Consider the following 21,530-nt stretch of genomic DNA (forward strand, 5'->3'; position numbering starts at 1 on the left):
ATTTCCAATCGGGGCAAACCGCGTGTCACCGTCGAAACAGCAACGCGCCGCGACCGAAACCCGGTCGCGGCGCGTGATCCTATCGATCTGAGTGCTTATTTACCGCCCTGGCTGGCGACGGCCGCGGCACCCGCCGCGGCGGCTTCAGGGTCGAGATATTCGCGCGGACGAACCGGGCGCAGGTTCTCGTCCAACTCGTAGCGCAGCGGGATACCGGTGGGGATATTCAGCCCGGCGATATCGTCATCGGAGATCCGATCCAGGTGCTTGACCAAAGCACGCAGCGAATTGCCGTGTGCCGCAACGAGAACGGTCTTGCCCGAGAGCAGGTCCTTGGAGATGGTCGACTCCCAGTACGGGACCATCCGGTTCACCACATCGAGCAGACATTCGGTCTTGGGGACGTCGATGCCGTCGTAGCGCGGGTCGCTCTCCTGGCTGTACTCATTGGCCGGGTCGATGGGCGGCGGCGGGGTGTCGTAGCTGCGCCGCCACAGCATGAACTGCTCGTCGCCGTACTGGTCGCGGACCTGCGCCTTGTTCTTGCCCTGCAGATCACCGTAGTGGCGCTCGTTGAGGCGCCAGTCGCGCACGACCGGGATCCAGTGCCGGTCGGCGGCGTCCAGTGCGATATTCGCGGTGCTGATCGCGCGACGCAGCACCGAGGTGTAGACGATATCCGGCAGGATGCCGTGTTCGGCCAGCAGTTCCCCGGCGCGCTTGCCCTCGGCGATGCCCTTATCGGTCAGGTGCACATCCACCCAGCCGGTGAAAAGGTTCATGGCATTCCATTCGCTCTCGCCGTGGCGCAGCAACACGAGGGTGTACGTCATGCAGGCCATTCTGGCATGTACGCGAACCGGGCTCGCATCCGTTCCCACTGCTCAGGAGATGGCATCGGCCGTATCGTGGCCCGCGGCGAGCACGCCCGCGCCAACCAGGGTGGCGCCATTGGTGATTCGCGACGGCACCACCCGCAGCTCGCGCAGGAAGTCCAAGCCGACGTGCCGGGTCACGGCCGCACGCAGCGGTTGCCACAGTGGTTCGCCCGATTGCGCGAAGCCGCCGCCGATCACCACCCGATCTATATCGAGCGTCGAGGCTGCGGAGGCGATGGCCGTGCCGAGTGCGGTTCCGGCCCGATGCAGCGCGGCGAGTGCGATCTCATTGCCGGTGTGTGCTGCCTTCGCCAGCGCGGCACCGGTCTCGCCACGCCAACCCTGTTCGCGTGCCCAGCGCACCGATGACATGCCGCTGGCAATCGCCTCGACGCAGCCGACGCCGCCGCATTCACACGGCACATCCCAACCCGGCACCACGATGTGGCCGACGTGTCCGGCATTGCCGGTGCGCCCGAGCACCACCCGACCGTCTGCGATGATGCCGCCGCCGATGCCCGAGGAAACCGTCATGGCCAGGCCGTTCGGAATGCCGCGCAGCGCGCCGAGGTGATGTTCGGCCAGCGCAAGGCAGGCACCGTCGATGGCGAACCGCACTGCGGCGGAAGGGAACAGCCGCTGCACCTCGGCGACGATCGGAAAGCCCGGCTTCCATTCCGGAATGTTCAGCGGCCTGGTGACACCGGTCCGCACATCGACCGGCCCGGCCGAGCCGATCCCGATCGCCGAAACCGTCGCGTCACCGGCCACTTCCAGCAGCAGGGCGCGGCACCCGGCCCACACCGATTCGCGTGGCACATCGACCCGCCGCACATCGCGCACCTTCCGGCCCCCGTAGACCACCCCGGCAGCGAATTTCGTCGCACCGATATCCAGAGCAAGAACCATCATCGCCGTGCGACCTTCCGTGCTATGCGGCCCACACGAGCGTATGCGCCACAGCGCGATTGTCGCCCACCGCGCCCACACCGGCGCGGTATTCCCGGGACTGCGCGGACCATGAGCACGCGACATATCGACGGTAGTCAGGTGTGGCGGCTCGAATGGCACTCGACAGCACCCATATGACTACCGTCGCGGTCGGATTCAGGGCTGGTCGGCGGCCTCGACCAGATGCTCGAAGGCGCGCAGGTTCTGCAGGGATTCCCCGCGCGATACGCGCCACTTCCATTCCCGACGAATGGATTCGGCGAAGCCGAGTTCCAGCAGGACGTTGAAGTCGGCCTCGACGGCCTCGAGGATCTGGCCGAAGATCCGATCCAGTTCGTCGGAGGTGACGGCATGGGTGGCCAAGCGGCCGACCAGGTAGATATCGCCGACCCGGTCCAGGGTGTAGGCCACGGCGTAGAGGCGGCGGTTGCGGCGCAGCAGGAATTTGTAGACGCCCTCGAAGTTCTCGTCGGGCTTGCGGCAGACGAACGATTCGATCCGCAGTCCGTGCTTGCCGACGGTGAGCATCACGGTGGTCTTCAGTTTGCGCTCACCGGGCAGGATGACGACGAAGGTCTCCTGGCTTGGATGGGTGTACTCGATCTCGCGCTCGCGCAGCGTTTCGTCGATCAGCTGTGCGGTCGCGGCTTCCGTGCTCATCGGTGCGCTCCCGTCCGGCGCCGCCACAGCGCCCGCGATCTGGCCTGACTGATCTCGCCGAGGAGAACAGCACTGAGTTCTCCCGGGAGGCTAGCGCGTTCGCCCGGCAGTTCCGCCCGCGCGGCCTCGAAGACCTTGCGCCGGCCCGCACCGAGACCGGCGCGCAGCGCACGAAAATCGGCCAACGCCGCCGAATAACTGGCGAGCAGTCCGTCCGCGGTGTGCTCCCAGGAGAAATGCCCGGCATGCTCGACCGCGCGCATACCCATCCGACGTAGGCGCTCACCGTCATCGAGCAGGTGGCCGAGGGCATCGGCCCAGTCCGGAGTCCGATGTCCGGGCACGAGCAGGCCGGTCTCACCGTGCCGCACGGCGGTGCCGAGCCCGCCCACATCGGCCGCGAGCACCGGGGTGCCGCTGGCCTGCGCTTCGATGGCGACCAGGCCGAAGGATTCGTTGTAGCTGGGCACCGCGACCAGGTCGGCGGCCCGATACACCTGCACCAGGCGGTCCGGCGGCTGCGGCGGCAGGAAGGTGACATGCTCAGCGATGCCGAGTGCGGCGGCGAGTTCGATCAGTGCATCGGGGCGCTCCAGTCCAGTGCCCGACGGGCCGCCGACAATGAGCACCCGCAGCTTGCGCGACGGGTCGCGGTAGAGCAATTCCGCGGCCGCGCGGACCAGCACATCCGGGGCCTTGAGCGGCTGGATGCGGCCGATGAACGCGACGATCCGTTCGTCGGTGGCCAGACCCAATTCGGCTCGGGCCGCGGCCTTTTCACCGGGACAGTAGCGAGTCAGATCAGCGCCGGGCGGCACCACATCGATGCGCTCGGCATCGGCGCCGTACAACTCGATGAGCTGGCGCGCCTCCTCCGCGGTATTGGCGACCATCCGATCGGCCTCGGCGATCACCTGCTTTTCGCCGATCTCGCGGGTCGCGGGTTCGGGGCAGTCGCCCTCGGCCAGCGCCGCGTTCTTCACCGCCGCCAAGGTATGCGCGGTGTGCACCAGCGGCACCCGCCAGCGATCGCGCGCCAGCCAGCCGACCTGACCGGAGAGCCAATAGTGCGAATGGACGAGGTCGTAGTGACCGGGCAGGTGTCTGGCCTCTTGACGCAGCACCTCGGCGGTGAACGGGCACAGCTGGGTCGGCAGGTCGTGCTTGTCCAGCCCCTCGAACGGGCCCGCCACCACATTGCGCACCAGGACCCCCGGGGCCGCCTCCTGTACCGGCGGTACGTTCGAGGAGGTGGCCCGGGTGAAAATCTCGACCTCGGTGCCGCGTCGGGCCAGCTGAATGGCGGTTTGCAGCACATAGACGTTCATGCCGCCCGCATCACCGGTGCCCGGTTGAGCAAGTGGTGAGGTGTGCACCGATAACACGGCGATCCGATTCGGCCGTAGGTCCGGGCGTTGACTCACACCATCCATAGTGCACGTTGAATTGCCCAACTCAGACGCCGTAACCGGGCCAAGTGACAGTCGTCACAGCAGTTTCGTGAGAGTTCTCACGCGCGGTTCGCTATCCGCCGAGATACGACAAGTCTGCTGGAGCCGAGCGTGCGGCGCCAGCGAATTTCGGACGTCTAGTTCAGACCGTCGATGAACGCGCTGACCTCGGCGATGAAGCGGGCGCGATCCTCGATGAACAGCCCGTGCTGGGCGTCCTCCCAGAACGAGCCGCGGCCATCGGGCACCGCGTCGAGGATGTAGCGACCATTCTCGATCGGCACGACCGGATCCTTGGTTCCGTGCAGGACCAGCACCGGAATGTCCAGGGCACGTAGCGTTTCGGTGTTGTCGACGGTCCGGTAGAACAGCGCCTTGCGCACCCGAGGCGGCGTGCCGAGGCTCGCGCCGAAGATGCGCTGCGCATCGACGCCCTTATCCGGACCCGGTCCGGTGTTGGCATTGCCGAAAGCACCGAATGCGCGCAACGCACGACCCGCACTCTCCTCGAAAACGCCGGGAATGGCCTCCTGCATGGCCGAACCGGTCTCCGCACCGGGTGCGCGGCCGATATTGGCCATCGAACCCGAGTAGATGACGCCCGCGACCGCGCCGGTGCCGTAGGTGGTCAGATAGTCGCTGATCACGATGCCGCCGTAGGACCAGCCGAGCAGCACCGCACCCGAGTCGACGCCCTCGGCGGCGAGCACCGCGGCGATATCGGCGGCCCAATTCTTCGGATCGTCGTAGCCGGTCGCCGGGGCGCCGGAGTAGCCGTGGCCGCGCAGGTCGACGGCGAGTACCCGGAAGCGCTCGGCCAGTTCGTCCGCGGCCGCGCCCCAGCACTGCAGATTGGCCGACCAGCCGTGCACCAGCACCAGCGGCCTGCCGTCGGCCGGGCCACTGCCCCGATAGACGATGCTCGTTCCGTCCGCACTGACCGCTTCCCGAATAGCCATGCCACCGAGGCTAGTCCGCCTCCGGCGGACTTTTGCCCGTCGTAGGTGCCGCGGACGGCCCGTCGCGGACCGGCGGTCAGTGGCCGATCGGCTGCTGGACGTACCCGGCGAGCTACCCACGTAATCAGCTCATGCGTTCCACGCGGCCGCGGTCTTCGGCAAATTTTCTGCACTTAGGATCGGGACCATGAGCATTCGCACTGCCGTCGTCACTGGAGCCAGCTCGGGAATCGGCGAAGCCACCGCCCGGGAACTCGCCAAACAGGGCTATCACGTGGTCGTCGGCGCGCGCAGGCTCGATCGGCTGCGGCGCCTCGCCGACGAAATCGGCGGTACCGCACTCGAACTCGATGTGACCTCGGAAGATTCCGTATGCGCCTTCACTGATGCGATCGAGAACGCCGATGTGCTGGTCAACAATGCGGGCGGTGCGAAGGGGCTGGCCCCGGTGACCGAGGCGGATTTGGACGACTGGCGCTGGATGTGGGAAACCAATGTGCTCGGCACGCTGCGGGTGACCAAGGCGTTGCTGCCGAAGCTGATCGCCTCGGGTGACGGGCTCATCGTCACCATCACCTCGGTCGCCGCCTTCGAGGCCTATGACAACGGATCCGGCTACACTTCGGCCAAGCACGCACAGGCCGTACTGCACCGCACATTGCGCGGCGAACTGCTCGGCCAGCCGGTGCGGCTCAGCGAAATCGCGCCCGGCGCAGTGGAAACCGAGTTCTCGCTGGTGCGTTTCGCCGGGGACGAGGAGCGTGCCGCCAAGGTGTACGAGGGTATCGATCCGCTGGTCGCGCAGGATATCGCGGAGATCATCGGGTTCGTGGCGTCGCGACCGTCACATGTGAATCTGGACCAGATCATCGTCAAACCCCGTGATCAGGCCGGTCCCGGACGCTTCGCTCGCCGCGGCTGATCGAATCGGCCTCGCAAGTAACTCACCGGGTACGCCCGAACCCAGCTGACACAAGACCGCCGGCCCGGATGTGAACTCGGGTGGCACCACCGGGCAAAGGCGCGGGGAGGCGGACAAGCATTTAACCAGATTGGAGTAGCTCGGCTCATGCTCAAGGGTTTCAAAGATTTCCTGATGCGCGGGAATGTCATCGATCTCGCCGTCGCGGTCGTCATGGGGACCTCGTTCACCGCAGTGGTGACGGCAGTGACAAAGGGAATCATCAATCCGCTGCTCGCGGTGTTGGGTAAGACCAATGAGCTGGGGCTCGGAGTTCAGCTGGTCTCCGGTAAGCCGGCCACCTTCATCGCGATCGGGCCGATCATCACCGCGCTCATCGACTTCATGCTGGTCGCCGGGGTGCTGTACTTCGTGCTGATGGTGCCGATGAAGACGCTGAAGAACCGCTTCGGCACCGCCAAGGTGGCCGAGCCGAGCGAGATCGAATTGCTCATCGAGATTCGCGATCTGCTCGCCAAGCAGCAGAAGGATTCGGTCGTCGATGCCGAATCGTTCGGTAAGGACGGTTCGCTCGTCAAGGAGAACGCGCGGTAATCGCCCCGCGTTTCGCCCCCGCACGGTTCGTCCGAGCGGGGGCGATTCTCGTTCATGCGCCGACGTATGCCGCCAGATGTTCGCCGGTGAGGGTGGCACGCTCGGCGACCAGGTCGGCGGGCGTGCCCTCGAAGACGATCTTGCCGCCGTCGTGGCCGGCGCCGGGACCGAGGTCGATAATCCAGTCGGCGTGCGCCATCACCGCCTGGTGATGCTCGATGACGATCACCGACTTACCGGAGTCGACCAACCGATCGAGCAGGCCGAGCAACTGTTCGACATCGGCGAGGTGCAGGCCGGTCGTCGGCTCGTCGAGGACGTAGACGCCACCCTTCTCCGTCATATGAGTGGCCAGCTTGAGCCGCTGCCGCTCGCCGCCGGACAGCGTGGTGAGCGGCTGGCCGAGGGTGAGGTAGCCGAGCCCGACATCGGCGAGCCGGTCGAGAATCTTCTCCGCGGCCGGTGTACGCGCCGGGCCGTCGCTGAAGAACTCCTGCGCCTCAGCCACCGACATCGCGAGCACCTCGCTGATATCGCGGCCACCGAGGTGGTACTCGAGCACCGCGGCCTGGAACCGCTTGCCCTCGCACACCTCACAGGTGGTCGCCACACCGGCCATGACCGCCAGGTCGGTGTAGATGACGCCCGCGCCATTGCAGTTGGGGCATGCGCCCTCGGAGTTGGCACTGAAAAGCGCCGGCTTGACACCGTTTTCCTTCGCGAAGGCCTTGCGGATCGGGTCCAGCAGTCCGGTGTAGGTCGCCGGGTTGCTCCGCCGAGAGCCGCGGATCTGGCCCTGATCGACCGACACCACGTCCGCGGAGCTTGCGGAGCGGCCATCGAGTCGAGCCGCGCCAGCCGGAATGGAACCGTGCACAAGTGAACTCTTACCCGAGCCAGCGACACCGGTGATGACGGCGAGCACACCGAGCGGAATGTCTACATCGACATCACGCAGGTTGTTCGTCGATGCCCCGCGAATCTCCAACGCGCCGTCGGGCTTTCGCACCGTCTCCTTCAGCGCGGCCCGATCGTCGAAGTGGCGGCCGGTAATGGTGCCGCTGCCGCGCAGCCCATCGACGCTGCCCTCGAAGCAGACGGTGCCGCCGCCGGTACCGGCACCGGGACCCAGGTCGACGATGTGGTCGGCGATGACGATCGTCTCCGGCTTGTGCTCGACCACAAGCACCGTATTGCCCTTGTCCCGCAGCCGCAGCAGCAGTTCGTTCATCCGCTGGATGTCATGCGGGTGCAGGCCCGCGGTGGGCTCGTCGAATACGTAGGTGACGTCGGTGAGCGAGGAGCCGAGGTGGCGGATCATCTTGACGCGTTGCGCCTCACCGCCCGACAGCGTGCCCGCGGGCCGTTCCAGCGAGAGGTAGCCGAGCCCGATCTCCACGAACGAGTCGAGGGTATGCCGCAGCGAGGTCAGTAGCGGCGCCACCGACGGTTCCTTCAGCCCGCTGACCCATTCGGCCAGATCGCTGATCTGCATAGCGCAGGCGTCAGCGATGCTGATGCCCTTGATCTTCGACGATCGCGCCAACTCGCTGAGCCGGGTGCCATCGCATTCGGGGCAGGTCTGGAAGGTGACCGCCCGCTCCACGAACGCGCGGATATGCGGCTGCAGCGCGTCGACGTCCTTGGACAGCATCGACTTGCGGATCCGCGGGATCAGGCCCTCATAGGTCAGGTTGATGCCGTCGACCTTGATCTTGGTCGGTTCCTTGTAGAGCAGATCGTTGAGTTCGCGCTTGTTGTACTTCTTGATCGGCTTATCCGGATCGAAGAAGCCGCAACCGGTGAAGATGCGGCCGAACCAGCCGTCCATGCTGTAGCCGGGGATGGTGAGCGCGCCCTCGTTCAGCGATTTCGTATCGTCGTACAGCTGGGTCAGGTCGATGTCGTTGACCGAACCACGGCCCTCACAGCGCGGACACATACCGCCGGTGATGCTGAAGCTGCGGCGCTCCTTCACCGTCTTCCCGGCGCGCTCGATCGCGACCGCACCCGCGCCGCTGATCGAAGCGACATTGAAGGAGAACGCCTGCGGCGAGCCGATATGCGGCTTGCCGAGTCGGCTGAACAGGATGCGCAGCATGGCATTGGCGTCGGTGGCGGTGCCGACCGTGGAGCGCGGATCGACGCCCATGCGCTGCTGGTCGACGATGATCGCGGTGGTCAGCCCGTCGAGCACGTCGACCTCGGGCCGCGCAAGTGTGGGCATGAAGCCCTGCACGAAGCTGCTGTAGGTCTCGTTGATCAACCGCTGCGATTCGGCGGCGATGGTATCGAATACCAGCGAACTCTTGCCCGAGCCGGATACACCGGTGAACACCGTCAGCCGGCGCTTCGGGATTTCGATGCTGATGTCTTTGAGGTTGTTCACGCGTGCGCCGAGCACGCGGATCAGATCGTGGCTGTCGGCAGCGTGGGGTTGCGTGTCCGTCTTCTTGGCCATGCCGATCGGTTCTCCATCTGGTTGCGCGGGCCGCCTGCGCGGTCTCCGTCGGAGTCCACTAGCTCGATCTAATCAGCTTCGAGCAGTGCGTTTCGGTTCTTCTACGGCGGGAGTCGTGGCAAGTGGCTTGCCGTTGGCTCGACGCCGGTGACCCGCGGTAGTCACCGGCGTCGAGCGCAGCGATCGCACTCAGCTCAACTGCTGGATACGGACCATATTTCCGGCGGGATCACGGAAGGCGCAGTCGCGGACCCCGTATGGCTGATCGGTCGGCTCCTGGACGACCTCGGCATTGGTGGCCTGCACCTTCTCGAAGGTAGCGTCGACATCCTTGGTAGCCAACAGGATGCTGGCGTAGGTGCCCTTGGCCATCATCTCGGCGATGGTGCGGCGCTCCTCATCGGTGATGCCCGGATCGGCGGCCGGTGGGTGCAGGACAATGGATGTGCCGGGCTGGTCGACCGGGCCGACGGTGAGCCAGCGCATTCCGTTGAATCCGACGTCTTTGCGCAGCTCGAAGCCGAGGGCGTCGCGGTAGAAGGTGAGGGCGGCCTCCGGGTCGTCCTGTGGAAGGAAGCTCGCTTGAATGATGATGTCCATGGCTTTCACGCTAATTGCTGCTAGGTGACCCGCGCTTCTCGATTCCTGATCGGTCTGGTCACCCTTTTGACGACCAGCGTCGGCAGGTCCACCGTGGCGTGTTCGGCCTGCTCCCGGTAGGCGCTGGGCGGTATCCCGACCAGCTCGGTGAACCGCGTACTGAAGGTTCCCAGCGACTGGCAGCCGACCGCGAAACAGACCTCGGTCACGCTGAGATCGCCGCGCCGCAACAACGACATCGCGCGCTCGATGCGCCGCGTCATCAGGTAGGAGTACGGCGACTCGCCGTAGGCGAGCTTGAACTGGCGGCTCAGGTGACCGGCCGATATGTGCTCGTCGCGAGCCAGCCGCTCGACATCGAGCGGTTGGTCGTATTCCCGGTCGATCCGGTCACGGATGCGACGCAGGCGCGCGAGCTCGCGTAGGTGGTCCTCCGTGGCTGGTTTGCTGGTCACCTGACCGATCGTCGCATGTCGCGCTGGGTTTGCCTAGCTCAGCGACCACCGGCCGGCAGCGGCGGCACGGGTGTCGCGGATACCGGATTCTTGGGCTCGCCCTGCAATGCCGACAGCCCCGTCCAGGTATTCCAATCGATGGTCCAGTCGTAGAGATCGCCGTCGGCGGCCGACAGCGCGATCGATGTGCCGGTTACCTCGACCGGATCGCCGTAGAGGGCGGTCGGAAAGAAGGCCTGCGCATCGGTCGGCGACAGGTTGATGCAGCCGTTGGTGACATTCGAAGAGCCCTGTGCCGAAAGGGATTCCGGGTTGGCGTGAATGAATTCGCCGTTATTCGAGATGCGTACGGCCCAGCGTTCGCGAACGTTGGTGTAGAACGGCGGATTCGACATCATGAAGTCTTCGTACTTCTCGGTGACGACGTGCACACCGGAACGGGTGACGTTGCGCGCTTCATTGCCCTGGCCATAGCTGACCGCGAAGTCCAAGATGATCTGTCCGTCGCGAACGACCTGCATGCGATGGCTCGGTGCGTTGGCCTTGACGATCTGGCTGCGGCCGATGCGGAAATCCGAAGTGAGATCCGAATATCCGTAGTTTCCGCCGCCGAGATCCAGGCCGTAGAGCTTGGCCGTGACGTGCACGGTGGTGCCGGGCGCCCAGTAGTCCTTCGGCCGCCAATGCACGCGCGAGCCGCCGTTGTCGTCCGGGAACCAGGCCCAGGCGCCCTCGGTCGGCGGGTTGGTGGTGACCGTGAGCGCCTTCTCCACGGCGGCCTTGTTCTGCACAGATCCCTTGAACTGCAAGATGATCGGCGCGGCGATGCCGACTTCCTGGTTATCGGCGATATTGAGCGTCGCGGGGAAGGTGTTCTTCGGCGCCAGGGTGGTGAAGGTGCCCTCGATCGGGGCCGGCCTGTGGTCGGGGCCTACTGCGGTGCCGGACCAGGTGTATTCGGCGTCGTAGCCGAGCGGTTCGGTGGTCCGGTAGCTGTGCTTGTCCGCGGCGAGTTCGCCGGCGACCTGCTTGCCGTTGGCATTGGTCAGCGCGATCTGGTCGATGGTGCCGTCGGTGACGGTGACCGAGATCGGTGCGGTCGGATTGACGTTCTTGGCGTCGGCGGCAGGTGTCAGCGTGACCTTCGCGACGGGGGCGTTGTCTTCGGCGGAGTCACTCTTACCACCTTTGTCGGACGTGCATCCGGCCATCAGCGCGACTACCACGAGCAGCACGGCGGAGACGGCGGCGGCCGGTCTGTGAATGACTGGGCGATGGCTCACTTCATCGAATTTACGCGGCGAAAACCGGGTGCCCGGCCAGCGAAGAGTGTGGTGTCCGTTTCACCGTTTAGAGAGCCACCCCGATGGGTACCGGCTCAGGTTCCAGCCGGATCCCGAATCGCTCGGCTACACCGTCGCGGACCGTACGGGCCAGTGCGACCAGATCGGCGGCGGTCGCGCTGCCGCGGTTGGTCAAGGCCAGCGTATGTTTCGTAGACAGCCGGGCCGGGGCGTCCGGGCCCGGAAAACCCTTGGCGAAACCCGCCCGTTCGATGAGCCAGCCCGCGGAGAATTTGACGCCGTCGGAAGCCGGATAGGTCGGGATCGTGACATCGCCCACATGGGCGGTGATCGCAGCCTTCACTTGCTCGACCCGATGGTTCGCAACGACCGGATTGGTGAAGAACGAGCCCGCGCTCCAGGTGTCGTTATCGGCGGGGTCGAGGACCATGCCCTTGCCCGCGCGCAGCTTCAGCACCGCCGCCCGGACTTGGTCGGCGGGACGGGAGTCACCATTGTCCGCGCCGAGTGCGTTCGCGAGTTCGCCGTAGCGCAACGGTGCGCTCGAGCCGTCGGGATTGAGTGCGAAGTCCACCTCGAGCACCACGGCGGTATCGCGATGCTTGAGGGCGCTGGTGCGGTAGCCGAAGCCGAGTTCGGCCGGTTCGACCCAGCGGATCTCACCGCTCGCGCGGTCCAGCAGGCGCACCCGGCGCAGCAGGCTCTCGACCTCCACGCCGTACGCACCGACGTTCTGTACCGGCGTCGCACCGGCGGATCCGGGAATGCCCGACAGGCATTCCAGCCCCCCGAGACCGGCCTCGATCGTGGCCGCGACCACCGCGTCCCAGTTCGCACCTGCTTCGGCAACCACACTGTCCGCGCCGATCTCGACCGTCTCGTTGCGCACCAGGACCACCACACCGTCGAAGCCGTCGTCGCCGACGAGCAGGTTGGATCCGCCCGCGAGCAGCAGTAGTGGAATGCCCGCGGTGTCCAGCGTCCGGACCGTCGCGATCAGCGCTTCGGTCGTCGCGCACTCCGCGACCGTGGCCGGACCGCCGACCCGCAATGTAGTCAGCTCGGCCAGCCGCACCGATTCGCGCAGCCGCGCACCGCTATCGACCAGCAGCTCGCGCAGCTGGTCCGCCGACACCACCCGTGAAGTTCGCACGCCCCAGACGGTAGCCTGTTCGACCATGGCTACACCCCTGGCGTACACGGCTCACTACTCGTCTCCGGTTGCCGCCGTACGCGCGGCCTTCGCCGATGAGCAGTACTGGAAGGACCGCATCGCCGAGGTGGGTGGCGATAAAGCCCGGCTGGATTCGGTCACCGCCAACGGCGACCAGGTCATTGTCGAGATGGCGCAGATCATCGCCGCCGAACTGCTGCCGCCGGCGATCACCGCGGTGCGGCCCGGCGATCTGATCATCCCGCGCACCGAGCGCTGGACCGGCGATTCGGCCACCTTCACCGCGCGGGTCGAGGGTGCGCCCGCCGAGGTCCACGGGACAATCGAGCTCACGGCCGACGGCTCCGGTTCGGTGGCACAGACCAAGGGCACCATCGAGGTGAAGATTCCGCTGTTCGGCGGAAAGATCGAGGCCGCGATCGCCGAGCGGTTGACCGAACTGCTGGCGAACGAGGAAGAATTCACGAACAACTGGGTCGGCAAGCACTGAGGTTGGTCGGCAGGGCAGTGAACACGATGTGCTGATTCCGCGTGGCGTGGGTGTGGAGTTGTGGCGAATCCCCAGACCCACCGCCGAGCGATGCGGCGGCATGCGGTCCCGGTAACGTACATCTTCATGGCTCGCCGACTGGACTATTCAGCCCGCTTCCCGCTGCACACCACCAAGGAGCTGTACGCGGCGATGTCGACCCGGGAGTACTGGGAAGACCGGTGCGCGGAGATGTCGAAAATAGCGCCCGGTAACGAAGTCGCGAGCCTCGATGTCAGCGACTCGGGTATCGATGTCGTGCTGAACCACATCCTGCCGCGCGACATGCTGCCGGAGATCGCGCAGGCGGTCATGCGCAAAGATATGGTCATCACCCGCAAGGAGAGCTGGGGACCGTTCGACGAGAACGAGTCGGTCGGCAAGTTCTCGGCCTCCATTCCGGCCGGGCCGGGCAGCCTCGGCGGCACCATTCGCCTGTTCCCCACCGACACCGGCTGCACCATGCGATTCTCCTCCGAGGCCAAGGTGTTCATCCCGATGGTCGGCCCGCGACTCGAACAGCTGATGCTGGTCAACCTGGTCGACCTGTTCCGCGGCGAGGCCGAGCAGACCGTGAAGTGGCTGGAAGAGCAAAACCCGACCCGCTGAGGCCGGTCGGCACCATCACCAGGGGCACCACTGGTGTCAATCGATTACGACGTAGCGACCGCTGGCTGATCCACGACGAGTTGGTCACCGGTCGACTGCGCGATGCGGCCGATCCACTGGTCGTCGACCTCGGCTATGGGGCGAGTCCGTGGACCACGCTGGAGTTGGCGGCCCGCCTGCGCACCGTCCGCGCGGACGTGCGGGTGGTCGGGCTCGAGATCGATCCGGAACGTGTGGTGCCCGCCCGCGACGGCGTCACCTTCGCGCGCGGCGGCTTCGAATTGGCCGGACTACGGCCGGTGCTGGTGCGCGCGTTCAATGTGCTGCGCCAATATCCGGAGCCGGCCGTTCCCGATGCGTGGGCCACCATTCTGTCCGGGATGGATCCGGCCGGTTTACTCGTCGACGGCACCTGCGATGAGCTGGGCAAGCGTTGCGCTTGGGTGCTGTTGGATCGATCCGGACCGCTCTCGCTCACCCTGGCGTGGGATCCGTTCACGGTCGAACGTCCGTCCGATATCGCCGAGCGCCTGCCGAAGGTGTTGATCCACCGCAACGTTCCCGGCGAACCGATCCACGCGCTGCTGACGGCCGCTGATCGCGCGTGGGCTCGTGCCGCGCCGCTCGCCCCCTTCGGCCCCCGAGTGCGCTGGCGTGCAGCGGCCGAGACCCTCCGCCAGGAGGGTTACCCGGTCCGCACCTATCGCCGCCGCATGCGCGACTGTGTGCTCTCGGTCCCCTGGCCCGTCGTCGCCCCCAACCCAACGCCTTAGATCAAGATCAGGTCGCACTGGTGGCGGGGGCTTCTCGGTCGGCGACGCGCGCCCGAGAAGACCCGGCGGCGATCGGCCTCGGTCGTCAGGGACGGCCGAGGAGCGTGCGGAAATAGCCGGTCAGCGCCGCGAGCGGGAGGATCGAGGTCGGCTCGAAGGGCTGACGCCAGAGGCCGCCGTGGGCGGCACCGGCCACGAATATGTTCTCGGGGTTCGAGTCGGCTTCGGGTGGGGCGGAGAGATCGGCAACGAGCTTGGCCGCCAGCAGAGTTCGGGCGGTGTCGGGGTCGAAGACTTCGATGCCGAAGTGCCGGGCGCCGCGGTAGGAGGCGGCGAGGGAGCGTTGGGCGCGGAGGGATTTCGTCATGGCGGGTGGTGCGACGACACATGAGACCGTGCGGCCCGCGGTGTGCGCGAGGACCGTGCGCCAGCGCAGGAGGCGTTGGGCCAGTGCGTGATTCGGCCCCTCGGCGGAGAGCAGTGTGTCGGCGACGCTCCAGGTCGCGCCGAGGTGGTCGGGGTTCGTGGTGCGGTAGTGGGGCCGGTACAGGGCTGATGCGGTGAGCACGCGCAACAGGTGCGGGCCGACGCCGCGCTCGCGCAGACGGGCGTGAGCGTCCGCGATGACGTCCTCGGGCACGGCGTAGCAGTCGGTCGGCGAACCGAGGTATGCGATGGCGGCGTCATCGCGGTGCTCGAGCAGATCCTCGACGAGGACATCCATGGCCGCGGCCAGTCGAACCCCTTGCGGTCCGGGACCATTCGCGTACAGGCCGAATACCGGGCGGGCGTCGCGGTCGAACTGGGCGCGGATCCAGTGCACCAATGCCGGGAACTGCCTGGTGATATCCGCGCCGGGTCCCGCCGTGACGGGGTAGCGCAGCCGACCCGCTCCCGCCTTCGCGAGGTCCGAAATCTCGCGCCATCGCTGCGCTCCGGGTAGGTCTATCGCGAGAACGTCAGCGCCCCAGTGCAATAGCGGCCGTAGCGGACCGAGTTCGGCCGCCGCCCCGGTCACGATCACTCGAAAACCGGGCAGCGACAACCACTCCGGATGATCGATCACCCGCTCCACCGCCGCTGCGAAGGCAGGCTCGATTATGCCGCGGCGACGCCAGTCGGTCAGCTGCTGCCACAGCGCCTCTTCGGCCAATAGTTCTCCACGGAACGGGATTTCGAGTCTGGGGGCAGGTTTCGCAGTACCGTCGATCCGACCGGTTTGGAGTCCATCGGGTGTGGCGATCGCATCGATGTCGACGCTGTGCAGCGGTGCGATCGTGTGCCCGGTCACGAAACGCAGCAGCTGGCGTGCGGCCCGCAAACCGTCGGTCGCGGTCCCCACCGACACCGCGGGCGAGCTCGCGGCCAGCGCGGTCAGGCCACGGAAGATGCCGCGGTAGCCGCAGCGCCAGTCACGGCAGGTTTCGACCTGTTGTGCGAGGTCGGCGTCATATCTGCGCACCGCATCGGCGACCACGGCGGTGGCGAACATATCGCCGATGCGCTCGGGCGCTCCGGACGGAAAGACGAGATCCCACTTGCCCTGACCTACCGTCCCCATGGTCAGTCACCCTGCCATGATTGCGCGCCGGGCAAAACCGGAGATCGACCGAATTGATAGCCGAATCGGATCATTCGCGACTTCACCGCGCCGATCACACAGCGGTGAGGGCCCGGCGCACCCGTGCCGCCGCACGCGGCGGTAGTCGCACACTCGCGGACCGGATTTCGTCGCTATCGCAGCGATGGATGGCAACCGCATCGCCGACCACCTCATCCAATGCGGATTGCCCGATATCGGCCTCGGCCAGATCGAGCACCGTGCGCACCGGCGTGGTCACCAGAAATGCGCCCGCTGATTCGAGATCGGCCGGAATCAGCGGGCGGCGCAGCACCACCAGTCGCGGGGTGACCGGCGGTCGTCCGGAACCGACCGACAAATGCAGGAATCGCGGCCGTAGTCGACCGAGTCCATGCAACTCCGCAGCACTCTGATGCGATACCGCGGCGGCCCCGTCGAACCAGGCCGCCCACATGGCGTATTCGTCGAGGGGGCCGGTGGGCCACTCGGCCAACCGCAAAATCCCGACCCCGGCTCGCGACACCGAGCCGTCGCCCAGACCGACGCGAACACGCGCCTCACATCCGGCGCGCAGCACCTGCCTGGTAGTAAAGAACCCGGCATGGCGCCCAGCCAATCGCCGCAGCACACGCCACCCGTGCTCGGCGGAATCGCGTGCACGGCCCGCCGCATCGCCAGCCATGTCGACCAGGCTACGCTCGAATTCTGTGTCACATGTCACAATCGAACCCCTCACAGCGCCCTCATAGCGAGCACAGAAAGGTCGGGAAGAATCGAGCGCATGAGCCAGCCCAACGAGCGACCCATGAACACAGGAACGCAGAGCCCACCGCCCCGGGCGGTCAACCGGCGGGCACTCGTGATCGCGCTCGTCGTGGTCACGATTCTGCTCGCTACCGTGCTGGTCGGCGGGGAGGCATATGCGCGCTACCAGGTTTCGCGGTGCATCAGCACACAGTTCGAGAAGGATATGGGTTCGAAGATCGATGTGAGCTTCGGAGCCAAGCCGATGCTGATCACCTGGATCGACGGGAAGGTCGATCACTTGAAGGTGAACAGCGACGATTCCAAGTTCGGTCCGGCCGTCGGCATGGTGGTGCACGCCAAGTTCAACGACGTCGAGATCAGCGATAATGGCAGCGGCGGCACCATCGGCAGCTCCTCAGCCGACGTCACCTGGGGCAACGACGGCATCCGGGAGACGCTCGGCGGCCTGGTCAGCGGCGTGTCGTCCGCATCGTCGACCGGGATGCTGACCCTGGATGTGCTCGGCGGACTCGCGCAGCTGCAGGTGAAGCCGGAGATCAAGGACGGCACCGTGCAGATCGAGACGAAGTCGGCGGCGCTGCTCGGCATGGGGATACCGACCGATGTGGTGTCGGGCATCGTCGAAGTGTTCACGCAGAGTCTGCAGAGCTACCCGCTGGGCCTGAAGGCCACCGATGTCAAGGTCACCGATAACGGCGTCGTGGTGAAGCTGGCCGGTGGGCGCACCGAACTGCCCGCCGCGCAGAATAACGGCAATGTCAGCTGCTGAGGCGGCTCATCGGGCCGCGCGGTGCAGCGGACTTTCGGTCGGTGAAAACGCGTTCTAGGTAGGCATTTCCATAGCTGGGTTGTCGAATCCCCGGGGTCCGTAGTCGGATCCGCCATGCACCGCCCGACCCAGGCCTCGGTTCCATCCGGTTCGACCGACCGCCGCCGCGTCATCAGTCACGTTTGCTGTACCCAGGTCCGCCAGCAACGCAGGTCTGGGTTGCCAACGGTGCGCAGCAGGGGCACGAGCGGATCAAGCCCGCGACGACCGCCCGCGGTGGCGATCGTCGTCGCGGTCGAACCAGCGGCATACGCGATCCGACCGAGATATCGCAATCAACAGAGGAATTAGCCCACACGCTCGGCATGCTTCGACGACGCGTTCGGCATCAGGCCGGGAAACCCTCCAGCACCGCACGGGATTTCGACAGTCCGAGACGAGTCGCGCCCGCAGCGATCAGTTCGGCGGCGGCCTCGCAGGTGCGGATGCCACCGCTGGCCTTCACACCGAGACGTCCGCCGACGGTCTCGGCCATCAACTGGACCGCGTGCACGCTGGCACCACCGGAGGGGTGGAATCCCGTGGAGGTCTTCACGAAATCGGCGCCGGCACGTTCGGCGGCGCGGCAGACCTCGACGATCGCGGCATCGGACAGCGCCGCCGATTCGATGATCACCTTGAGCACCGCGCGATCCCCCATAGCCTCACGCACCGTCACGATATCGGACAGCACCGCGCTGTAATCGCCTGCGCGCGCTGCTCCGACATCGATCACCATGTCGACCTCGGCCGCACCCTGCTCGACCGCGAGGCGCGCCTCGGCGCCCTTGACGAGCGAATGGTGCTTTCCAGAAGGGAATCCGGCGACTGTGGCGACCACCACGCCGGATGCCCGAATCGGCAGCATGGACGGCGATACGCAGATCGCGTAGACGCCGAGTTCGCGTGCTTGCGCGACCAACGCGTCCACCTCCGCGGCCGTCGCCTCCGGCGCCAGTAGCGTGTGATCGATCATGGCCGCCACTTCGGCCCTGGTCAGCGACGCGGAATTTGCCACAAGGTGAGAGTCTGGCACACCGGTGGCGAATTCCGTTGCGTGCCTCCGACACATCGCGCACACTCGATAGTGTCGGTGGAGCTAGACAGCGCTTGCGACTGCACGGCCGAGGTGTTGCGCAGTTGCGGATGGCCCAATCGTTCAGGAGGAGAAGACACCGTGCTGATCCGTCGCGAACGCGCCGACGATGCCGCCGCGATCGCGGCCGTCCACCGCAGCGCCTTCGGACCGCAGTACGCGAACGCCGATAACGACCGGGAGACGGCCGCACTCACCGAAGACCCACCCGAGGTCGACCTCGTCACCCGGTTGCGCAGCGACTCCGGCTGGATCCCCACCCTATCGATGGTCGCGGTGGAACACGACACCGTCATCGGCCACGTCTGCCTCACCCGCGCGGGTGTCGGCCCGTTCCCGGTGCTCGCCCTCGGCCCGATCGGCGTCCTGGCCGAACATCAGGGCAATGGTGTCGGCGCGGCCATGATGCACGCCGCTCTCGGCGCCGCCGACGCCCTCGACGAACCCCTGATCGGCCTGCTCGGCCACCTCGACTACTACCCCCAGTTCGGCTTCCTGCCCGCCGCCCGCCTCGGCATAACGCCGAACGAACCGGCCTGGGTTTCCCACTTCCAGGTGCGCACGCTGTCGGCGTATGACTCGCAGATCACTGGTGAATTCCGTTATGCGGAGCCGTTTTACGAGTTGTAGGTGGGTCGCTGCGGGGTTTCCGGGCACGGGTCGGGGCCGACGATTTCAAGATCAGCATGTCTCGGTGGAGGCAAACACCGACAGCGGCCCGCCAAGAGCGCTTTCTCGGCGGCGAGGTCGCTCAACACCTGGTCCCGCAGGTGGTGCGAATTGCACATACTCGACCTGGGAGGATGAGCCCATGAGTTCCGCTCCACCTGCCTCGGACGACCGACGCTACGTGCTCACCCTCGGGTGCCCGGACCGTCCCGGCATCATCGCCAGGATCACCTCCTTCATCGCGGAGTTCGGGGGGTCCATTGTGGAGGCGGGTTATCACTCCGATCCGGATATCGGCTGGTTCTTCACCCGTCAGGCGATCAAGGCGTCGACGGTGCCGTTCGGCATCGCCGAACTGCGCGACCGGTTCGCCGGAGTCGCGGCCGACTTCGGCACGGAGACAGAGTGGCAACTGCTGGACTCCGGTGAGCGTCGCCGAGCCGTACTACTGGTCAGCAAAGACGGCCACTGCCTGCACGATCTGCTCGGTCGTGCCGCGAGCGGTGAACTGCCTGCCACCATCGAAGCGGTGATCGGCAATCACCCGGACCTCGCTGGGATGACCGAGGCGCACGGCGTGAAGTTCCACCACGTGCCCTTCCCGAAGGATCCGGCCGAACGCGGCCCCGCCTTCGAGGAAGTCCGCGACCTGGTCGATGCCCACGACCCGCACGCCGTCGTCTTGGCCCGCTTCATGCAGGTGCTGCCCGCCGAACTGTGCGAACACTGGGCAGGCAAGGCGATCAATATCCATCACAGCTTCCTGCCCTCGTTCGTCGGCGCCCGGCCCTACCATCAGGCCTTCGCTCGCGGCGTCAAACTGATCGGGGCGACCTGTCACTACGTCACCGCCGAACTCGACGCGGGTCCCATCATCGAACAAGACGTGATCCGCATCGACCATGCTGACGAAGTCCGCGATATGGTCCGCCAGGGCCGCGATATCGAACGCGTAGTCCTGGCCCGCGGCCTTCGCTGGCACCTCGAGGGCCGCGTCCTGGTCCACGGCCGCCGAACCGTGGTCTTCTCCTGACCCCTTACCCGGCTGCTTTGGCGAGCTGACGCATCGAATCGAGGATCAGAACCAGTTCCTCGTTGAACCGCTCGTACATCTCGGTGTTTCCCAGATGTCCCTGCGGGAGCACCTCGTACTTGACCAGGCTGCCTGTCTCCCTGAGCATTTCGGCGATTCGCTCGGCGTGTACCGGCGGGGTCATATCGTCGAATTCGCCGGCCAGGATTGTGGTCGGTACGACGAGGTTGCGGGCCGATTCGCCGAGATCCAGTTCGGCGAGCAGGATTCCGAATTTCGCACGGACGCGGGCGGGGCAGGAGCGGACGACCGCCAGGCTGTAGTCGACTACGTCGCCGGTGGAGCGCGAGCTCATGATCTGTCGGGTGAACGCCCACTTCACCGGGGCGATCGGCGGGAAGACGAGCGCGGCGCCGAGGCCGAGGCGGCCGAGGGCGTACGGCAGCGCGATTCGCCAATTCAGCAACGGGAGTGGGGCATTGAGGAACGGGAGGACGGTCGTCTCGGCGATCAGTCGACCCGGCGCAGTGTTGGTCAACAGTACTGCGCATGCCTGCTTCGCGACTCGGTCCGGATAACGTCCGGCCCAGGCCTGCAGGGTCATGCCGCCGAGGCTGTGGCCGACCACAACCGCCCGCTCGCCCGGGCGCAGTGTGGCATCGAGCACAGTGGCCAGATCGTCGGCGAGCAGATCGGTGGTCAGAGGGCTGGAGCCGAGTTCGCTCTCGCCGTGACCGCGCACGTCGTAGACGACTACGCGGTACTGATCGGCGAACTCGTTGATCTGCGCATTCCAGTATTCGATGGCGCAGGTCCAGCCGTGTACCAGCACGATCGTCTGCGCATCGGCCGGTCCGTAGACGTGTACGCGCAAACGCGCACCATCCCGAGTGACCACCGGAACGACCTCATACGGCCCGGTCGGCGGATTGAAGGCCGCGGTCGCATAGGTACGCGACCGCAGGTTGGCGCGGTGTGTGTGAAGCAACCCCCGGACCCGACCAGGGAAGTCCACCAGCGCAGGCGACATTGCACGCATCGGACACTCCTTTGTGTTACTCCTCGATACACTAAACGCAAACCGCCGTGCTTGCTAGTGCAAGCACCCCAAAAGTTATCCCCACTTCTCCCCGCCCATCCTTGTGACCGATCACAAATCCGGGCCCATCCGCCCAACCGCTCGAAGGTTCAAACCTGCCGTCACCAGCACGAACCAACCATTGCGCCCACCTGCGGACCACACTCGAATCGAAT

At 66.2% G+C, this 21,530-nt stretch carries 22 protein-coding genes; 8 read left to right on the forward strand and 14 right to left on the reverse strand.

The annotated features are described in order from the left end of the window. Positions 1–95: 95 nt before the first annotated feature. The 5 genes from AB0J47_RS34980 to AB0J47_RS35000 all read right to left on the reverse strand — a co-directional run bounded on the left by AB0J47_RS34980 (position 96) and on the right by AB0J47_RS35000 (position 4,899). Positions 96–833: a phosphoglyceromutase gene (locus AB0J47_RS34980; protein WP_364356265.1), complete on the reverse strand. Its 738-nt coding sequence runs from the start codon at positions 831–833 to the stop codon at positions 96–98. 51 nt (positions 834–884) lie between these two features. After that, the gene (locus tag AB0J47_RS34985; RefSeq protein WP_364356268.1) at positions 885–1,790 is read right to left on the reverse strand and encodes an ROK family protein; all 906 of its coding nucleotides are present in this window, start codon (positions 1,788–1,790) and stop codon (positions 885–887) included. Positions 1,791–1,985: 195 nt separating this feature from the next. After that, entirely contained in the window at positions 1,986–2,489 is a 504-nt protein-coding gene (locus AB0J47_RS34990; RefSeq protein ID WP_364356271.1) for a YbjN domain-containing protein, read from the reverse strand. Continuing rightward, the gene (gene mshA, locus AB0J47_RS34995) at positions 2,486–3,922 is read right to left on the reverse strand and encodes a D-inositol-3-phosphate glycosyltransferase (protein ID WP_364356274.1); all 1,437 of its coding nucleotides are present in this window, start codon (positions 3,920–3,922) and stop codon (positions 2,486–2,488) included. The genes AB0J47_RS34990 and mshA overlap by 4 nt, the downstream gene beginning before the upstream one ends. 155 nt (positions 3,923–4,077) lie before the next feature. After that, the gene (locus AB0J47_RS35000; RefSeq protein ID WP_364356277.1) at positions 4,078–4,899 is read right to left on the reverse strand and encodes an alpha/beta hydrolase; all 822 of its coding nucleotides are present in this window, start codon (positions 4,897–4,899) and stop codon (positions 4,078–4,080) included. A gap of 187 nt (positions 4,900–5,086) precedes the next feature. On the opposite strand from AB0J47_RS35000, the gene AB0J47_RS35005 reads away from it, so the two are divergent. After that, positions 5,087–5,821, forward strand: coding sequence for an SDR family NAD(P)-dependent oxidoreductase (locus AB0J47_RS35005; protein WP_364356280.1), 735 nt, complete (start codon positions 5,087–5,089; stop codon positions 5,819–5,821). 147 nt (positions 5,822–5,968) lie between these two features. After that, positions 5,969–6,415 (forward strand): large conductance mechanosensitive channel protein MscL, encoded by a 447-nt coding sequence (gene mscL / locus AB0J47_RS35010; protein WP_364356283.1) that lies wholly within the window; start codon positions 5,969–5,971, stop codon positions 6,413–6,415. 52 nt (positions 6,416–6,467) lie between these two features. Here the strand turns inward: mscL and AB0J47_RS35015 are convergent, their stop codons facing one another. From AB0J47_RS35015 to AB0J47_RS35035, 5 genes are all read right to left on the reverse strand, one after another. Further along, positions 6,468–8,876: an excinuclease ABC subunit UvrA gene (locus tag AB0J47_RS35015; RefSeq protein ID WP_364356286.1), complete on the reverse strand. Its 2,409-nt coding sequence runs from the start codon at positions 8,874–8,876 to the stop codon at positions 6,468–6,470. A gap of 189 nt (positions 8,877–9,065) precedes the next feature. Beyond that, positions 9,066–9,476, reverse strand: coding sequence for a VOC family protein (locus tag AB0J47_RS35020; protein WP_364356289.1), 411 nt, complete (start codon positions 9,474–9,476; stop codon positions 9,066–9,068). Between the two features lie 20 nt (positions 9,477–9,496). After that, positions 9,497–9,931 carry a helix-turn-helix transcriptional regulator gene (locus tag AB0J47_RS35025; protein ID WP_364356292.1) on the reverse strand — a complete coding sequence of 145 codons (435 nt, stop codon included), beginning with the start codon at positions 9,929–9,931 and terminating at the stop codon, positions 9,497–9,499. 38 nt (positions 9,932–9,969) lie between these two features. Continuing rightward, positions 9,970–11,142 carry an Ig-like domain-containing protein gene (locus tag AB0J47_RS35030; RefSeq protein WP_364356407.1) on the reverse strand — a complete coding sequence of 391 codons (1,173 nt, stop codon included), beginning with the start codon at positions 11,140–11,142 and terminating at the stop codon, positions 9,970–9,972. A gap of 139 nt (positions 11,143–11,281) precedes the next feature. After that, positions 11,282–12,373: a UDP-N-acetylmuramate dehydrogenase gene (locus AB0J47_RS35035; RefSeq protein ID WP_364356410.1), complete on the reverse strand. Its 1,092-nt coding sequence runs from the start codon at positions 12,371–12,373 to the stop codon at positions 11,282–11,284. Between the two features lie 40 nt (positions 12,374–12,413). Between AB0J47_RS35035 and AB0J47_RS35040 the strand changes: the two genes are divergently transcribed. The 3 genes from AB0J47_RS35040 to AB0J47_RS35050 all read left to right on the forward strand — a co-directional run bounded on the left by AB0J47_RS35040 (position 12,414) and on the right by AB0J47_RS35050 (position 14,320). Next, positions 12,414–12,899 carry a DUF2505 domain-containing protein gene (locus tag AB0J47_RS35040; protein WP_364356295.1) on the forward strand — a complete coding sequence of 162 codons (486 nt, stop codon included), beginning with the start codon at positions 12,414–12,416 and terminating at the stop codon, positions 12,897–12,899. A 126-nt stretch (positions 12,900–13,025) separates the two neighbouring features. Further along, entirely contained in the window at positions 13,026–13,547 is a 522-nt protein-coding gene (locus AB0J47_RS35045; protein ID WP_364356298.1) for a DUF2505 domain-containing protein, read from the forward strand. After that, complete coding sequence (locus AB0J47_RS35050) at positions 13,517–14,320, forward strand: class I SAM-dependent methyltransferase (RefSeq protein ID WP_364356301.1); 804 nt, start codon at positions 13,517–13,519, stop codon at positions 14,318–14,320. The genes AB0J47_RS35045 and AB0J47_RS35050 overlap by 31 nt, the downstream gene beginning before the upstream one ends. Before the next feature lie 85 nt (positions 14,321–14,405). On the opposite strand, the gene AB0J47_RS35055 is transcribed toward AB0J47_RS35050, so the two are convergent. Together AB0J47_RS35055 and AB0J47_RS35060 are read right to left on the reverse strand one after the other, a co-directional pair. Next, positions 14,406–15,881, reverse strand: coding sequence for a hypothetical protein (locus AB0J47_RS35055; protein WP_364356304.1), 1,476 nt, complete (start codon positions 15,879–15,881; stop codon positions 14,406–14,408). Between the two features lie 94 nt (positions 15,882–15,975). Then, entirely contained in the window at positions 15,976–16,584 is a 609-nt protein-coding gene (locus AB0J47_RS35060) for a hypothetical protein (protein WP_364356307.1), read from the reverse strand. A 123-nt stretch (positions 16,585–16,707) separates the two neighbouring features. On the opposite strand from AB0J47_RS35060, the gene AB0J47_RS35065 reads away from it, so the two are divergent. Continuing rightward, positions 16,708–17,439, forward strand: coding sequence for a DUF2993 domain-containing protein (locus tag AB0J47_RS35065; protein ID WP_364356310.1), 732 nt, complete (start codon positions 16,708–16,710; stop codon positions 17,437–17,439). A gap of 388 nt (positions 17,440–17,827) precedes the next feature. Here the strand turns inward: AB0J47_RS35065 and deoC are convergent, their stop codons facing one another. Next, positions 17,828–18,454: a deoxyribose-phosphate aldolase gene (gene deoC, locus AB0J47_RS35070; protein WP_364356413.1), complete on the reverse strand. Its 627-nt coding sequence runs from the start codon at positions 18,452–18,454 to the stop codon at positions 17,828–17,830. Positions 18,455–18,655: 201 nt separating this feature from the next. On the opposite strand from deoC, the gene AB0J47_RS35075 reads away from it, so the two are divergent. Continuing rightward, entirely contained in the window at positions 18,656–19,204 is a 549-nt protein-coding gene (locus AB0J47_RS35075) for an N-acetyltransferase (RefSeq protein ID WP_364356313.1), read from the forward strand. A 181-nt stretch (positions 19,205–19,385) separates the two neighbouring features. After that, positions 19,386–20,276, forward strand: coding sequence for a formyltetrahydrofolate deformylase (purU, locus tag AB0J47_RS35080; protein WP_364356316.1), 891 nt, complete (start codon positions 19,386–19,388; stop codon positions 20,274–20,276). Positions 20,277–20,280: 4 nt separating this feature from the next. Here the strand turns inward: purU and AB0J47_RS35085 are convergent, their stop codons facing one another. Further along, on the reverse strand, positions 20,281–21,315 hold the full coding sequence (locus AB0J47_RS35085) for an alpha/beta hydrolase (protein ID WP_364356319.1): 1,035 nt from the start codon (positions 21,313–21,315) through the stop codon (positions 20,281–20,283). Positions 21,316–21,530: the final 215 nt, after the last annotated feature.

This window comes from Nocardia sp. NPDC049737 (assembly GCF_040674755.1).
Classification (GTDB): Bacteria; Actinomycetota; Actinomycetes; order Mycobacteriales; family Mycobacteriaceae; genus Nocardia.

What these genes read in the sequence shown, in the direction of transcription:
- AB0J47_RS34980 (WP_364356265.1), bottom strand. Translation starts at nt 833, where the DNA reads ATGACGTACACCCTCGTGTTGCTGCGCCACGGCGAGAGCGAATGGAAT.
- AB0J47_RS34985 (WP_364356268.1), bottom strand. Translation starts at nt 1,790, where the DNA reads ATGATGGTTCTTGCTCTGGATATCGGTGCGACGAAATTCGCTGCCGGG.
- AB0J47_RS34990 (WP_364356271.1), bottom strand. Translation starts at nt 2,489, where the DNA reads ATGAGCACGGAAGCCGCGACCGCACAGCTGATCGACGAAACGCTGCGC.
- mshA (WP_364356274.1), bottom strand. Translation starts at nt 3,922, where the DNA reads ATGGATGGTGTGAGTCAACGCCCGGACCTACGGCCGAATCGGATCGCC.
- AB0J47_RS35000 (WP_364356277.1), bottom strand. Translation starts at nt 4,899, where the DNA reads ATGGCTATTCGGGAAGCGGTCAGTGCGGACGGAACGAGCATCGTCTAT.
- AB0J47_RS35005 (WP_364356280.1), top strand. Translation starts at nt 5,087, where the DNA reads ATGAGCATTCGCACTGCCGTCGTCACTGGAGCCAGCTCGGGAATCGGC.
- mscL (WP_364356283.1), top strand. Translation starts at nt 5,969, where the DNA reads ATGCTCAAGGGTTTCAAAGATTTCCTGATGCGCGGGAATGTCATCGAT.
- AB0J47_RS35015 (WP_364356286.1), bottom strand. Translation starts at nt 8,876, where the DNA reads ATGGCCAAGAAGACGGACACGCAACCCCACGCTGCCGACAGCCACGAT.
- AB0J47_RS35020 (WP_364356289.1), bottom strand. Translation starts at nt 9,476, where the DNA reads ATGGACATCATCATTCAAGCGAGCTTCCTTCCACAGGACGACCCGGAG.
- AB0J47_RS35030 (WP_364356407.1), bottom strand. Translation starts at nt 11,142, where the DNA reads ATGGCCGGATGCACGTCCGACAAAGGTGGTAAGAGTGACTCCGCCGAA.
- AB0J47_RS35040 (WP_364356295.1), top strand. Translation starts at nt 12,414, where the DNA reads ATGGCTACACCCCTGGCGTACACGGCTCACTACTCGTCTCCGGTTGCC.
- AB0J47_RS35045 (WP_364356298.1), top strand. Translation starts at nt 13,026, where the DNA reads ATGGCTCGCCGACTGGACTATTCAGCCCGCTTCCCGCTGCACACCACC.
- AB0J47_RS35055 (WP_364356304.1), bottom strand. Translation starts at nt 15,881, where the DNA reads ATGGGGACGGTAGGTCAGGGCAAGTGGGATCTCGTCTTTCCGTCCGGA.
- AB0J47_RS35060 (WP_364356307.1), bottom strand. Translation starts at nt 16,584, where the DNA reads ATGGCTGGCGATGCGGCGGGCCGTGCACGCGATTCCGCCGAGCACGGG.
- AB0J47_RS35065 (WP_364356310.1), top strand. Translation starts at nt 16,708, where the DNA reads ATGAACACAGGAACGCAGAGCCCACCGCCCCGGGCGGTCAACCGGCGG.
- deoC (WP_364356413.1), bottom strand. Translation starts at nt 18,454, where the DNA reads ATGATCGATCACACGCTACTGGCGCCGGAGGCGACGGCCGCGGAGGTG.
- purU (WP_364356316.1), top strand. Translation starts at nt 19,386, where the DNA reads ATGAGTTCCGCTCCACCTGCCTCGGACGACCGACGCTACGTGCTCACC.
- AB0J47_RS35085 (WP_364356319.1), bottom strand. Translation starts at nt 21,315, where the DNA reads ATGCGTGCAATGTCGCCTGCGCTGGTGGACTTCCCTGGTCGGGTCCGG.